Annotated in this window: 10 protein-coding genes; 7 read left to right on the forward strand and 3 right to left on the reverse strand. The window is 66.5% G+C overall.

All coding sequences use genetic code 11. From position 1 onward, the window contains the following. Complete coding sequence (locus tag FEZ61_RS06990; protein ID WP_160924479.1) at positions 1 to 1,113, forward strand: succinylglutamate desuccinylase/aspartoacylase family protein; 1,113 nt, start codon at positions 1 to 3, stop codon at positions 1,111 to 1,113. Positions 1,114 to 1,147: 34 nt separating this feature from the next. Then, complete coding sequence (locus FEZ61_RS06995) at positions 1,148 to 1,912, forward strand: ATP-binding cassette domain-containing protein (protein WP_160924480.1); 765 nt, start codon at positions 1,148 to 1,150, stop codon at positions 1,910 to 1,912. An 82-nt stretch (positions 1,913 to 1,994) separates the two neighbouring features. On the opposite strand, the gene FEZ61_RS24585 is transcribed toward FEZ61_RS06995, so the two are convergent. Continuing rightward, positions 1,995 to 2,126 carry a hypothetical protein gene (locus FEZ61_RS24585; protein ID WP_272917172.1) on the reverse strand — a complete coding sequence of 44 codons (132 nt, stop codon included), beginning with the start codon at positions 2,124 to 2,126 and terminating at the stop codon, positions 1,995 to 1,997. Between the two features lie 465 nt (positions 2,127 to 2,591). Here FEZ61_RS24585 and FEZ61_RS07000 point away from each other — a divergent pair, with 465 nt between their 5' ends. After that, entirely contained in the window at positions 2,592 to 3,317 is a 726-nt protein-coding gene (locus FEZ61_RS07000; protein ID WP_026083989.1) for a TorF family putative porin, read from the forward strand. A 16-nt stretch (positions 3,318 to 3,333) separates the two neighbouring features. Here FEZ61_RS07000 and FEZ61_RS07005 read toward each other — a convergent pair whose 3' ends face one another. Both FEZ61_RS07005 and FEZ61_RS07010 read right to left on the reverse strand, forming a co-directional pair. Next, a complete protein-coding gene (locus tag FEZ61_RS07005) occupies positions 3,334 to 7,677 on the reverse strand; it encodes a DEAD/DEAH box helicase (protein ID WP_173147955.1) in 4,344 nt (1,447 codons plus the stop codon). A 53-nt stretch (positions 7,678 to 7,730) separates the two neighbouring features. Beyond that, entirely contained in the window at positions 7,731 to 8,675 is a 945-nt protein-coding gene (locus tag FEZ61_RS07010; protein ID WP_173147958.1) for an NAD(P)-dependent oxidoreductase, read from the reverse strand. A gap of 206 nt (positions 8,676 to 8,881) precedes the next feature. Here FEZ61_RS07010 and FEZ61_RS07015 point away from each other — a divergent pair, with 206 nt between their 5' ends. The 4 genes from FEZ61_RS07015 (at position 8,882) to FEZ61_RS07030 (ending at position 14,402) form a co-directional block, all read left to right on the forward strand. Then, positions 8,882 to 10,108 (forward strand): carbohydrate porin, encoded by a 1,227-nt coding sequence (locus tag FEZ61_RS07015; protein ID WP_017642283.1) that lies wholly within the window; start codon positions 8,882 to 8,884, stop codon positions 10,106 to 10,108. A gap of 97 nt (positions 10,109 to 10,205) precedes the next feature. Continuing rightward, the gene (gene egtB, locus FEZ61_RS07020; protein ID WP_173147960.1) at positions 10,206 to 11,489 is read left to right on the forward strand and encodes an ergothioneine biosynthesis protein EgtB; all 1,284 of its coding nucleotides are present in this window, start codon (positions 10,206 to 10,208) and stop codon (positions 11,487 to 11,489) included. A 3-nt stretch (positions 11,490 to 11,492) separates the two neighbouring features. Then, positions 11,493 to 12,455, forward strand: a complete 963-nt coding sequence (egtD, locus tag FEZ61_RS07025) for an L-histidine N(alpha)-methyltransferase (RefSeq protein WP_173147962.1) — start codon at positions 11,493 to 11,495, stop codon at positions 12,453 to 12,455. Positions 12,456 to 12,569: 114 nt separating this feature from the next. After that, positions 12,570 to 14,402, forward strand: a complete 1,833-nt coding sequence (locus FEZ61_RS07030) for a GGDEF and EAL domain-containing protein (RefSeq protein WP_173147964.1) — start codon at positions 12,570 to 12,572, stop codon at positions 14,400 to 14,402. Positions 14,403 to 14,963: the final 561 nt, after the last annotated feature.

Raw genomic sequence — 14,963 nt, forward strand, 5'->3', positions numbered from 1 at the left:
ATGCGCCATCTCACCCATCCGCTGGTCGCCCCGGTCCCGGGCACCGAGCGCTGCATCCACAGCTTCCACTTCGGCCCCGCCGAGAGTGGCCGCAAGGTCTATATTCAGGCCTCGCTGCATGCCGACGAATTGCCCGGCATGCTCACCGCCTGGCACCTCAAGCAGCGTCTCCGGGCGCTGGAAGCCGCCGATGAGCTGCTGGCGGAGGTGGTGCTGGTGCCGGTGGCCAACCCCATCGGCCAGGACCAGCAGGTCGCCGACGTGCACCTGGGTCGCTACGAACTGGAAACGGGCCAGAACTTCAACCGCCGCTTCCGCGACATGACCGCCCAGGTCGAAGCCGCCATCGCCGAGCGCCTAGGTGACGACGTGGCCGCCAACCAGGCCCTGGTACGCGAGGCCTTCCGCACGGCCCTGGCCGCCGAAACCGCCAGCACCCAGCTCGACAGCCAGCGCCTGACCCTGCAGCGCCTGGCCTGCGACGCCGAGGTGGTGCTCGACCTGCATTGCGATTTCGACGCCGTCGCCCACCTCTACACCACGCCGGAAGCCTGGCCCCAGGTGGAGCCGCTGGCCCGTTACTTCGGTTCCGAGGCCAGCCTGCTCGCCACCGACTCGGGCGGCCAGTCCTTCGACGAATGCTTCACCCTGCTCTGGTGGAATCTCCACCAGCGCTTCGGCGAGCGGCTGCCGCTGGGCAGCCTGTCGGTGACCCTGGAACTGCGCGGCCAGCTGGACGTGCGCGACGAACTCGCCGCGGCGGACGCCGAGGCCATCGTCAACTACCTGCGTCATCAGGGCTTCCTGAGCGGCGTCGCCGCACCGCTGCCGCCCCTGCTGCAACCGGCCACGCCCCTGGCGGCGGTCGAGCCTGTGGCGAGCGCCCAGGGGGGCGTGCTGGTACTCAAGGCCCAGGTAGGCGAGCACATCGAGGTCGGTCAGGTGCTGGCGCAGGTCATCGACCCCATCAGTGATCGCGTGGAGGAGGTCCGCAGCGCCGTCGCTGGCATCCTCTATGCGCGCTCCAATCGCCGCATGGCCACGGCTGGCATGGTGATCGCCCACGTGGCGGGCACCGAGGCCTATCGCAGCGGCTACCTGCTCTCGCCGTGACCCCTACCCCTTTTCAGCTGTGGAATCCCTATCCATGTACAAACTGACCGTCGAAGGCCTGCACAAGCGTTACGGCGACCACGAAGTGCTCAAGGGCGTCTCGCTCAAGGCCAAAACCGGCGATGTGGTCAGCCTGATCGGCGCCAGTGGCTCGGGCAAGAGCACCTTCCTGCGCTGCATCAACTTCCTCGAGCAGCCCAACGCCGTGACCATGACCCTGGACGGCGAGCCCATCCGCATGGCCGAGGATCGCGGCGCCGTCCGGGTGGCCGATGCCGCCCAGTTGCAGAATCTGCGCACGCGCCTGGCCATGGTGTTCCAGCATTTCAATCTCTGGAGTCACCTGAGCGTGCTGGACAACATCACCCTGGCGCCGCGCAAGGCCCTGGGTGTGGGCAAGGCGGAAGCCGAGGACCGTGCACGCACCTATCTGGAGAAGGTCGGTCTACCGGCACGCGTGGCTGACCAATATCCAGCCTTCCTCTCCGGAGGTCAGCAGCAGCGGGTCGCCATCGCCCGCGCCCTGGCGATGGAACCGGAGATCATGTTGTTCGATGAACCCACCTCGGCGCTCGACCCGGAATTGGTTGGCGAGGTGCTCAAGGTCATCCGCGCCCTAGCGGAAGAAGGCCGCACCATGCTCATGGTGACCCACGAGATGGCCTTTGCCCGCGAGGTGTCTTCCCAGGTGCTGTTCCTGCACCAGGGGGTGGTGGAAGAAGAAGGGCCGCCAAGCGAAGTACTGGCGAGTCCGCGGAGCGAACGTCTGCGCCAGTTCCTCAGCGGCAATCTCAAGTAGGCCTCGGGTCCCTGCCTGGGGACCCCGTGCGAACCAGGCGGCGCCAGCCACCCAGGTTCGCACCCGCCGCTGCCGAGGTCGCTTAGCGACGCAGCTGAGCGCGACGCCGTTGGGCAGCCAACTGCTCGCGCTCGCGGCTGGGAATCGGGATGGCCTTCACCAGGCCGAGTCGGGCGAGCAGGTCCAGCATCAGAGCTTGTATACGGTCGTTCATGGAAACTCCTCGAGCCAGCGCTCAGTCAGGGACAGCTACAGCGGGCAGGGCGTGCTGCCCTCCTCCACAATATTGAGTCTTCACCGACCGATTCAATCCACAGGGCTGCGGTTGTTCGTCGCAACAGGGCTGAGCTTTGTCAGAAAGTATGTCTCTAGGCTGCCTGCCAGAGATTTCAGCTAGCAAACGTCACTGATTGGCGAGATGCCGATTGTTATTGGAACCCATAACAAATCTGTCTGTCTTGATCTGCGTGGCGAGTTCAATCCACCTCTCGAAACCTGACGAATGGTGAAAAAACGCTGCCTTCGTTGGTTATCATCCCAGAGTGATAACGGGTTAGCCGCGGTTCCTCATCCAATAACAACGATGTCATCAGGGTGTCCGCACTCCGATGTTTTCCCTGCTTGTTGTTATCTCCATTACTTCTATCAGGCGCGTCACCAGCACGGCAGGAGTGCTTCCATGAACAGATCCTTACCTTTATTTCTCGTCCTCGGACTCCTGGGCAGCCCGGTGATGGCGGCCAGCTGGGGCATGCAGCGCGAGGTGGGGGATTTCGCTCTGAAGATGAGCACGGCGCCGTCCCGCAGCATGGCTCAGGGCCTGGTCGCGCCGAACTCCGCCGGCATGGGCGGCGGCTTCGATCTCACCCATGACAGCGGTCTGTACTTCGGCCAGTGGACGACCAACAACGCCTCGTCCGCAGAAGCGCCCCTGCTGGAGATGGATACCTATGCGGGCTACAAGCATCGCTTCGCGCCCGGCTACGGCTACGAACTGGGTGTGATCAACTACAGCAACCTGATCCAGAACGTCGATCCCAGCCGCGAGCTGTATTCCGGCATGACCGTCTATGGCAAGCGCCTGGGCGCGGCCTTTGCCAATGACCCCGGACGCCAGAACGCCTCGCTCTACGCCGACCTGGGTACCCTGCCGCTGATCAAGACCGGGGTCTCGCTCAAGTACACCAACTATGTGCTGGACATGCCCACCACCCTCGACAGCGGCGGCATGGTACGCAGCTTCAATGACTGGTCGGTGAATCTGAGTCGCAAATGGGTGAACACCCTATTCAACCTGACCTACAGCGGCACCAGCCTGAGAGGCGCCGACTGCTCGGTGTATTCGGGCCACAACACCTATTGCGACAGCGCCCTGATGCTCAAGGCCTCTCACCCCTTCTTCTAAACACCACAGCTGTCCGCTACTGCCGCAATAGACTGCGCCCAAGCCCCACCTGGGGACGTTCCCGCCCCAGTTGCTGCAGGGCCTGCCGCGCCCGCACCTGTTCCCCGGCCTCCAGCTCGACCAGCCAATTGATCTTCGCCCCTATCCGGGTGGCGATGGGTACGCCATCGCGATAGAGCAGGCGATTGCCGGCCACGGCAGGCACCTTGGCGCCCGGCAGCAAGGTGCCGACCAGATTGAGCGGATCCAGCGTCGACACGCATACCCACAGATCCTCCGGCGGCCGCTGGCGCCATTCCCGCAAGGGTGCGATGGCGACCGGATCGGCGAACTGCTCGCCGGACAGGCCGGCGATGAAGCGACCGCCCCGGATCTCGCCACGAGCCTCCAGACGATGGCAGGCGCGCAAGAGATCGCGCCAGGGGGGCAACACCTCGCTCTCACGCTGCAGCAGTTGCCAGCAGAGCACGCCATAGCGGCGCAGCAACAGCCCGACCAGCCGCTCCAGCAGGGCATCCGGCAACCGCTCCTCAGTAGGGACCTCGGCCAGTCGCAAGGCCGCCCAGCGCCCGGCGTCGTCCATGCCGCCATAGAGAGGCATTCGCCCGCGGCGCAGCCCGGTGCGGCTGCCGCGCTTGGCTGCTGGTAGCAACAGGGCGCGCAGACCGGCGAAGCTGTCGGCGTTGATCGCACCCACACCAACCAGCTCACCCAGTGCCGTTTCCAGCTCGCTGCGCAACAGGCGCGCCTCGCCGAGCAGCTCATCGAAGAAGGAGGCACCGCGACGCGTGAGCACCTCCAGCACCCGCTGCCCCTTGGGCGACAGGGCCTCGGCCAGCGGGGGCGCGGTGAGGCTGTTCCAATCGGCCAGGTGGCGCCGGGGCAGCAGGACGATGGGTGACCCCTTGACCGGGCCGCCGCCACCGCGTCCGGGTTGCGGCAGGCGCAGCCAGACGACCCGACCAGCGCGGCAGAGATCATCGAGGTGGGTAAACTGGTAATCCGGCAGTCGACTGGGCAGGACCTCCCCTTCCCAGCCGGCGGCGGCGACCTCGAAGCCCTCCAGCAGGCCGATGACCTGCTCAAGGCCCTCGTTACCTCTCAGGGTCGCCGGACCGGTCAGATGGTGGTGCTCCAACAAGAATCTCAGGTAGTCGGCCAGGGGCACCGGCTCGATGGCCTTGCGCAGTCGCCCCAGGGTATAGCGATGGATCCGCGCCAGGAGATGGCGCTCGCACCACTCCACGGCGCTGCCTGCCTCGGTGAAGCGCCCCTGCAGCACATAGCCTTCGCCCTGCAGGGCCAGCAGGGCCGGCGTGAGACGCGCCGGCGGGAGCCCGAGGCTGGCGGCCAGCAGATCCTGGTCCACCGGACCGAGGGCGGTCAGGCGCGCGCGCAGGAGTTCCACCAGCGCCCCCTCAGGATCCACCGGCGCCTTGAATCCGGGCGGAGGACTGAGCAGCGGCTCCGTGGGGGTATCGGGAAACAGCACCTGAAAGAGCGGCAGGCGCTCGGCCGCGATCCACAGGGTGAGCTCCGGCAGCCGCAGCCGCCCGGCTCGGCCGGCTTTGACCAGCTGGCGGGCCTGGGTCTGGTGTGGTGCCAACTCAGCCTCGGTGAGAAAGCCGACGCCCAACAGGGCTTCATGCAGGTCGTCGGCACTTTCCAGCCGTGGCCAGGCTTCTTCGCGCACCAGGGCGATCGCGGCGGGATCCAGGGCGCCCAACTCGTCGGGCTCGGCGCCGCCGAAGCGGCGATTCTGCACCGCGAGCGTCCGCCGCTCCTCGACCGGGGCATCATCCAGATAGGCATAGGGCTTGGCCGTGAGCACCTCGGCGGCCAGTGGCGACGGCCCGGGCAGGTCGCGGGTGAGCAGGGTCAGCTGGCCAGAGGCGATGCGCGCCAGCAGCGCCAGCCAGCCACGGCTGTCGAGGGACTCGTGGAGGCAGTCGTCGAGGGTCTGGCGGACCAGCGGGTGATCAGGTACCTGGCGCTCGCCGGCGAGATTCTCCAGGCAGGCGACCTGGTCGGGAAAGACCGTGGCCAGGAGATCTTCGCTGCGCATGCGCTGCACCTGGGTCGCCACCTTGCGCCCGGCGCTGAAGCGCGGCAGGGCCAGGGCCGTGGTGGCATTCCAGCGCCAGCGCACAGCGAACAGTGGCGCATCGAGCAGGGCCTGGATCAGCACGGTCTCGGCGGTGGCCGGATGCAGGTAGCGCCAGACCTCGTCGAGGACGAAGCTGTGGCTCGTCGCCAGCGAGAGGATCAGGGCATTCTCCGTGGCCGCCGCCTGCAGCTCCACATTGAAGTTGCGGCAGAATCTCTTGCGCAGGGCCAGGCCCCAGGCGCGGTTGATGCGGCTGCCGAAGGGCGCATGGATGATCAGCTGCATCCCGCCGGCCTGGTCGAAGAAGCGCTCCATCACCAGGGTCTGTTGGGTCGGCAAGGCGCCCAGCGCCTGCCGGGCACGACCCAGATAGTCCACCAATTGGCGGGCCGCGCCCTCCTCCAGCGCATAGGCCGCGCCGATGCGGACGATGGCCGGTTCCGGCGGCTCTTCGGCACCGGGTAGCAGCGATTCGAGCTCCGCCCGCAGCCGCGCCAGGCCTGCAGACAATTCATCGCTGCGCCCCGGGGCCTCGCCGTGCCAGAAAGGGATGTTGGGCGGCTGCCCCTTGGCATCCTCCACCCGCACCTTGCTGCCTTCGATCTTGACGATGCGGTAGGCGGTGTTGCCCAGCTGGAAGACGTCGCCCACCAGGCTTTCGAAGGCGAAATCCTCATTGACGCTGCCCACGGTATGGCCCTGGGGTTCGAGCAGCACACTGAAGTCGCCGCTCTCCGGGATGGTGCCGCCGCTCATCACCGCAGTCGCCTTGCCGCCCCGGCGGCCGCGCAGGAGCCCATTGACCGCATCCCGATGGACGTAGGCCGCCCGCGGACCGCGGCGATCCGTATAGCCCTGGCTAAGCATCTCCACCACGGCTCGGTAGTCGGCTTCGCTCAGCCCGGCATAGGGCTCGGCCTGGCGCAGCACGGCCAGCAGGCCGGCTTCGGACCACTCCTGGCAGGCCACCTCGGCCACCAGCTGCTGCGCCAGGACATCCAGCGGCGCCACGGGGATGTGCAGGGTATCCAGCTCACCACGGCGCACGCAGTCGAGCAGCGCCACGCACTCCACCAGGTCGTCCCGCGAGGTGGGAAACAGCCGGCCCTTGGGCAGGCCACCGACCTGGTGGTTGGCGCGCCCGACCCGTTGCAGAAAGGCGGCGATGGAGCCCGGCGAGCCGATCTGACAGACCAGATCGACATCGCCGATGTCGATGCCCAGTTCCAGGGAGGCGGTCGCCAGCAGCAGGCGCAATTCGCCGCGCTTGAGGCGTTGCTCGGCGTCCAGCCGCTGTTCCTTGGCCAGGCTCCCGTGGTGGGCGGCGACCTGGGCGTTGCCGAGGCGATCCGAGAGCTGGCGCGCCATGCGCTCGGCCAGCCGACGGGTGTTGACGAACACCAGGGTGGTACGGTGTGCCTCGGCCAGTTCGGCCAGGCGGTCGTAGACCAGCTCCCAGGCCTGGGTGGAGAGCATCGCCTCCAGGGGAATGGGCGGCACCTCCAGGGCCAGATCGCGAGCACGCTGGTGGCCGATGTCGATCACCGTACAGGGCCGGGCTTGCCCCTGCGCATCGCGGCCGACCAGAAAGGCAGCCACCGCGGCCAGCGGTTTCTGGGTGGCGGATAGGCCGATGCGTTGCAGCGGACGCCCGGTGAGGGCCTCCAGTCGCGCCAGACTCAGAGTCAGGTGACTGCCGCGCTTGCCATCGGCGATGGCATGGATCTCGTCGACGATGACGCCACGCACGCTGGCCAGCATTCGTCGCCCGGAGTCCGAACCGAGCAGCACATAAAGGGATTCTGGGGTGGTGACCAACAGATGCGGTGGCCGCCGGCGCATGGCCGCCCGCTCCTTTTGTGGCGTGTCTCCGGTGCGCACCGCCGTGCGTAACGCCAGGGGCGGTAGGTTTTGCGCCTCCAGCGCCGCGCTGATGCCAGCCAGGGGGTCTTCGAGATTGAGGCGGATGTCGTTGGACAGGGCCTTGAGCGGCGACACATAGAGCCAGAGGCAGGCCTCGGGCAGGCCACCCTCCTGCAATGCCTCCTGCACCAGGCCATCCAGCACGGCAAAGAAGGCGGTCAGGGTCTTGCCCGAACCGGTAGGGGCCGCCACCAGTACCGAGGCGCCGGCGCGAATGGCCGGCCAGGCCTGCCGTTGCGCCTCGGTCGGGGCGGGAAAGCGCGTCGTGAACCAGCTGCGCGGCGCGTCGTGAAAGTCCGCCAGGACGGCGGCAGGCGAGTTCGAGGTCATGCGCTCAATATGGGAGTGGCCACCGGGGGCCACAACCCAAGCCGACCGGCGGCTCACGCGATGCGATTGCGCAATTCGCCTCCCTGCAACATGGCTTCGAGGTTGGCCAGCATCACCTGTTGCTGCGCCTGTTGGGCCGAGGCGGCGTTGGCCGCGACATGGGGGCTAAGCACCAGGTTGGGCTGCTGACGCAGGCGCTCGGGCACCTCGGGTTCGCGGGCGAAGACATCCAGCGCCGCGCCGGCGATTACCCCCTGCTCCAGAGCGTCGGCCAGGGCCTCTTCGTCGACCACGCTGCCACGAGAGATATTGACCAGGTGGCCGTCGGCGCCGAGTGCGACCAAGACCCCGGTATCCACCGCGCCCACGGTCTCGGCGCTGGCGCGCACCGCCACCACCAGGACATCGCTCCAGCGCGCCAGCTCCAATAGGCTGCCGTGGTAGAGGTAGTCCAGTTCCGCACGGGGCGAGCGATTGAAGTAGCCGATCTCCATGTCGAAAGCCTCGCCACGCCGGGCGATGCGCCGACCGATCTCGCCCAGGCCATAGATGCCCAGTCGCCGCCCGGCCAGGCCCGGCACCTGGGGCATGCGCTCGACGGCGTTGCCCTGCCAGCGGCCGCTGCGGACGAAGGCATCGCCCTGCAACAGGCAACGCGCGCTGGCCAGGATCAGGCCAAAGGTGAATTCCGCCACGGCGGTGGCATTGGCATCGCCGGCGGTGGTCACCGCGATGCCGCGCTCGCGACAGGCGGCCAGCTCCACGCCTTCGTAGCCGGTGCCGTAGCACGCCACCAGGCGCAGCGCCGGCAGAGCGTCCAGCAGGGCGGCACGGGTCGGCAGGCCACCAATGGTCAGCAGCGCAACCGCCTCCTCGGCACCGACGGGCAGCGCCGTAGGATCGTTCGGCGAAAAGGGCCCGAGTACCCGGTAATGAGCTTCTAGCTGGGTTACCAGACCCTGGGGCAATTGCGGGGCCATCAGCAGCGTCGGTTTCATCTTGTAATACTTTCCTTGGCTAAAAAACCCAGCGTCGCCAGCGGAGGGCATGGTCGTCAACCATTCTCTTTAGGCCGCCGCTTGCGCCCCCCTTCACCGTGGCGGTGGAACCGACCCAAGCCCTTGAATGGCTTGGGTTTTCACGCAACTTGTGGACCTGATGCCAGGTCCGATCGGCGTCCGCCAACCACACAGGGATTTTTGGGATGAGTAGAGTTCTCCGCCAGGTCGGTACCGCGTCCTGCCTTGCCTTGCTGGCCGGTCTGCCGCAGAGCGCCGCGGCACTGGAATTCAGTGGCTACGGCCGGGTAGGTGTCGGCGGCTCTGCGGAAGGTGGCAAGCAGAGCTGCTTCCAACTGCCCGGCGCACCGGCCAAGTACCGCCTGGGTAACGAATGCGAGACCTACTGGGAACTCGAATTGCACCAGACGCTGTACAAGGGCGTCGACGGCACCGAACTCAAGGTGCACGGCATGGCCAGCCTCTACAACGTCTACGACCAGACGCCGACCTTCAGCGGCGACAATGGCAACGTGCGCCTGCCGCAGATCTGGACCAGCCTCAGCCTGCCGGCACTCAATGGTGGCGGTCTCTGGGCCGGCCGCCGCTACTACAAGCGTCACGACATCCATATCAACGACTTCTACTACTGGAATCCGAGCGGTACCGGCTTCGGCGTGGAGGACTATGGCCTGGGCGACAGCGGTATGCGGCTGAGCTATGCCTTCAGTCGCGAGGACAACATCGACCAGCCGGACAAGGCCAACCGCCATGACCTCAACCTCGGCGGCATCAAGACCAATCCCGGCGGCGAGATCGAACTGGGGCTGTCCTATATCCAGCGCGCCGGCCAGGTGCAGAACGCCCACAGCGGCTGGTCGGCTACCGCCGAGCACAAGCAGGCGCAGTTCTTCGGCGGGGTCAATGTCTTCACCGTGCAGTACGGTCGCGGCCCGGGCACCGGACTAGGCGCCACCGGCAGCCTGACCGCCGACCAGGATTACGAAAGCCTGCGCGTGCTCGAATCGCCGCGCTGGCAGCTCACCCCGCGCTTCGGCGGCCAGTTGCTGGCGCTCTACCAGCGCGACCGGGCGCCGGGCGATGGTGGCCAGACCTGGTATTCCTTCGGGGTGCGGCCCAGTTACGCCTTCACCCGGCTGTTCAAGCTGCAGGTGGAATTCGGCCACGACCAGATCCACCCCGACAGCGGGGCCACCCGCAAGCTGAACAAGGTCACCGTGGCGCCGACGCTGGCGCTGGGCGGCATGGGGCTGATGGACCGCCCGGAGATCCGCCTCTACTGGACCTACGCCAGCTGGAACCACGGCGCCCAGGACGCTGCGGTGGCCGGCACGGCGCTGTCCGACAGCGGCGCCTTCGGCGATGCCCGCCACGGCAACAACTTCGGCGTGCAGCTGGAAACCTGGTGGTAGAGAGCGGCAAGCGAGACCGCCCGTCCTGAGCGGGCGAACTAAACCCCTGGCGCCCGGTCGGTTTCCTGACAACCAAAGGCCGACCAGGGAGAACGCCATGAATCCTCTCGCCCGCGCGCTGCCCGCAGCGAGTGACACCGCCACCACCCTGCTCGACCGCTACCAGCGCGTGCGCCGGGCCAGCGAGGCGCTCTGCGCCCCGCTCACCGTCGAGGATTACGTGATCCAGAGCATGGCCGACGTCAGTCCGCCGAAATGGCACCTGGCCCACGTCACCTGGTTCTTCGAGGCGTTCATCCTCAAGCCCTTCCTCAAGGGTTACCAGACGCCCGATCCGGCCTACGACTACCTGTTCAACTCCTATTACGAGACCCACGGCAAGCCCTTTCCGCGGGCGGCCCGCGGGCACCTGTCACGGCCCGGCGTGGACGACGTCTATCGTTTCCGGGCGGCGGTGGATGCAGCCATGGCCGAGCTGCTCAGCGCGCCGCCCGCCGAGCACGCCGCCGAGATCGCCCGACGCCTGGAGCTGGGCCTGCACCACGAGCAGCAGCACCAGGAATTGCTGCTCATGGACATCAAGCACATCCTGGCGCAGAACCCGTTGCATCCGGTCTATCGCGCCGACCTGGTCAAGGGCGCCGCAGCTCCGGTGGCGCCCCTGGGCTGGGAAAGCCATCCAGGCGGCGTCCGTCACGTCGGCCATGGTGGCGAAGGCTTCGCCTTCGACTGCGAGACCCCGGTCCATCGGCAATTCGTCGACGACTTCCAGCTGGCCGACCGCCTGGTCACCAATGGCGAGTACCTGGCCTTCATCGAGGACAACGGCTACGGCCGCAGCGATCTCTGGCTGTCCGACGGCGCCGCCGCCATCCGCAGCCTCGGCTGGCAGGCGCCGCTGTACTGGCAGAAGCTCGATGGCGTCTGGCATCACTTCACCCTGGGCGGCCTGACCCCGGTGGATCCGGCGGCACCGGTCTGTCACCTGAGCTTCTATGAAGCCGATGCCTACGCCAGTTGGGCCGGCGCCCGGCTGCCCACCGAGGCGGAATGGGAAACCGTGGCGGCGCGCCAGCCGATCCAGGGCAACTTCGTCGGGCAGGATCACCTGCAACCGGTCGCCGGCGAAGGTCAGGGCATGCGCCAGCTGTTCGGCGATGTCTGGGAATGGACCGGCAGCGCCTTCCGTCCCTACCCCGGTTTCAAGCCGCTGCCGGGCAGTCTGGGCGAGTACAACGGCAAGTTCATGTCCGGGCAGATGGTCCTGCGCGGTGGCTGTTGTGCCACGCCCCAGGACCATGTGCGCGCCACCTATCGCAACTTCTTCTATCCCACCATGCGCTGGCAGTTCTCCGGTCTGCGCCTGGCCAGAGAGGTCTGACCCATGGCTCTAGCGGTGCGCTTCTTCGATCAGCAACCGGTGACCGTCGCCGACAGCTCGCTGCGGGACGACGTGCTCCAGGGCTTTGCCCAGACCCCCAAGGCGCTGTCGCCCAAGTACTTCTACGATCAGCGCGGCTCCGAGTTGTTCGAGGCCATCACCCGCCAGCCCGAGTACTACCCCACCTGCACCGAAGAAGCCATCCTCGCCAAGGCTGCAGCCGAGATCGCCCGCCTGGCCGGCCGTGATGCCGCCCTGGTCGAACTGGGCAGCGGCGCCAGTCGCAAGGTGCGTCTGCTGCTGGAGGCGATGCATCCGGCCGGCTACCTGGGCATCGACATCTCCCGGGAATTCCTGCTCAGCAGCACCCAGCGCCTGGCAGCCGACTACCCCTGGCTGGACGTCAGCGCTGCCTGCGCCGACTTCAGCCGACCCATGACCCTGCCCGACAGTCTCGATGGCTTGCGGCCCATCGCCTTCTTTCCAGGTTCGAGCATAGGCAATTTCACGCCCGAGGAGGCGAGCGTCTTCCTGCGCAATCTGCACCGGATGCTGCCAGCGACCGGTGGCCTGCTGATCGGGGTCGACCTGATCAAGGATCGGGCGCGGCTGGATGCGGCCTACAACGATGCCGCCGGGGTGACCGCCGCCTTCAATCTCAACCTGCTCGAACGCATCCGCCGCGAGCTGGATACCGATCTGGATCCGCAGCGCTTCCAGCACCTGGCCTTCTTCAACGAAGAACAGGCGCGCATCGAGATGCACCTGGTCAGCACCCGCGACCAGACCGTACGTCTCGAAGGCCGCCGATTCACCTTCCATGAAGGCGAACGCCTGCATACCGAGAATTCCTACAAGTACAGCCTGGAGAGTTTTCGCGCGCTGGCCGAAGACGCCGGTTTCAAACAGGTACGGGTGTGGACCGACCCCAAGGCGCTGTTTGCCGTCTTCTACTTCGCGGCCTGAGCCTTTCGACAGATAAATGACGACTGGCAGAGTGTGAGGCGGGTGGTGAGGGAACTCTCGACCCGATCACGCTCTAAGTAGCAATCTGCTACTACAGCGCATCGAGACGTTGCTATGGAGCCTGCTCCACTTACTGCGGCCAATGAACGCCAGCGTCTTGCACTGCTGCGCGATCTCGCCTTGATCGACCGTCCTTCCGACCGTGCCTTTCAGGACCTCACCGCCCTTTGCGCACGGCTGTTCGATGTCCCTTACGCCATGATCTGCTTTCTTGACGGCCAGCAGGTCCATTGCCGGGCCACGGTGGGCTGTGAGCCCTTCACCGTGCCGCGTTCGCAGTCGTTCTGCCAGCATCTGCAGGAGACCGCTCTGCCGCTGCAGGTGGAAGACGCTCGCCACGACGTGCGCTTCGCTGGCCTGAGGGTAGTAAAGGGCGAGCCCAATATCCGCTACTATCTGGGCGCACCGCTGCGTACGGCCGAGGGGCTGATGCTTGGCAGTCTGTGCCTGTTCGATTCGGCGCCGCGGGCCGCCCTGTCGCAAGACCGGCTGCTGGGCCTGCAGCAGCTGGCGGCCCTCGCCAGCCAGCACATCGAACTGCTGCGTACCGAGGCGTTCTGGGATCCGGTCACCCAGTTGCCCAATGGCCAGCGTTTCATCGAAGACGCCGAAGGCCTGATCCGCGCCGGCACCCCGGTGGTGGCCGTGGCGGCCGACCTGTTCGCCCAGAGCTATCTCAACGACTTCATCAAGGCCATGGGCCAGGCCCATTTCGATGGCCTGCAACGCGCCATCAAGCAACACCTGCGCCGCCTGCTGCCGGCTGAACAACCGCTGTATCGCCTGGGGCCGGCACGCTTCGGCTTTCTCTTGCACGATACCGACGAAGCCGCGCAACAGGCGCTGCTCGAACGCCTGCAGCAGGAGTTGACCGGGGTGCTCGACTACAATGGCATTCCCATCCAGACCCGCCTGGGCCTGGGGGTGATGTCCCTGACCGACGATCATCCCACCGACTGGCTACGCGCCTTGATCGCCACCGCCGACGATGCCCGCGCCGAGATGCGCGGCTGCCGGCATTTCGATCCGCAGCACGACGCCGCCTACCGCCGCGCCTTCGCCCTGCTCAGCGCCCTGCCCCAGGCGCTACGCGCCGACGACCAACTCAGCCTGGTCTACCAGCCGCGTATCGACCTGGCCACCGGTCGCTGTCACAGCGTCGAGGCGCTGCTGCGCTGGCAGCATCCGCACCTGGGCGCGATTGGTCCGGCGGAATTCATTCCGCTGGCGGAAAAGACCGCGCTGATCACCGCCCTGAGTCGTTGGGTGATGCAGCAAGCCATCGGCCAGGCCTATGCCTGGCAACGCGAAGGACGAGCGCTGGGGGTGGCGATCAACATCTCGGCCCATGATCTGAACGATCCGGACTTCACCGAGCACACCACCGACCTGCTGCAGCGCTATCCGGTCAATCCCCGGCGCCTGGAACTGGAGGTCACCGAGAATGCCCTGCTGGGCGATGTGGCCCTGATCCATCGGCAATTGGCGGCGCTACGCGAGCTGGGCATCGGCATCGCCATCGACGACTTCGGCACCGGCTACAACAATCTCTCGCACCTGCGCGAGTTGCCGGCCGACACCATCAAGATCGACCGTAGCTTCGTCCGCGAGCTGACCCATCGCACCAAGGATCGGCTGATCGTCAGCTCGCTGATCGAACTGTCCCATCAGCTGGGCTTTCGCATCACCGCCGAGGGCATCGAGACCGCCGAGGCTTTGGCCAGCCTGCTGGCGATGGGCTGTGACGAAGGCCAGGGCTTCTGGATCGGCAAGCCCATGGCGGAACCGGAATTGCAGGCCTGGCTGCTGGTGCAGCAACCCGACCTGCAGCGCCCGGCGCGCCGGGCCCCGGTATTCCAGCTGTTCGATGGCGCGGCCAAGAGCTAACCCTCAGAACCATCCATTTCAAGTTTTTCCATCCTTGATGATCTTAACTGCCCCTATCACGGGATGTTCGTGGAACTTAGGAGCGCAACCTCATCTGGAAAGAAGTCGTTGAGAGATTCGAATAGCAAGCCCTTGGTGCGGTGATGGCGCACCAGGCGTTGGACCGAGCCTTGCCTGTTAGTACACGGTCTTCATGGGCGGCAGAACCTGCCGGGGCTGGCAACTGCGGTAGCTCGACGGCAGCCGGCAGTTACCTTCAGGCCAGCGAGAAACGGCTGGCGCCGTTATGCGGCTTTCGTGGTGCGGCACTGCCGGGGCACGCGCTAGTGATCTACGACGCGGACAGTGCGCTGGTGCGCGACATCGTGGCGTGCGAAGACGCCTATGAGAGCAAGCGCCCCGGCCCTGCTCCTTGCGAAGGCCCAGGACAAGCAGGTGTGGATCGGCGACCGGCACTTCAGCACCCAGGCCATCGTTTAAGGACTGACCGAACGAGGAGCAGGCTGCATCGTGCGCGAGCGTGCGCGCCGCCCCAAGCCGCGACCCACTGCCCCATGGAAC

Source organism: Pseudomonas sp. MS15a(2019) (assembly GCF_013277805.1).
In the GTDB taxonomy this organism is placed as follows: Bacteria; Pseudomonadota; Gammaproteobacteria; order Pseudomonadales; family Pseudomonadaceae; genus Chryseomonas; species Chryseomonas benzopyrenica.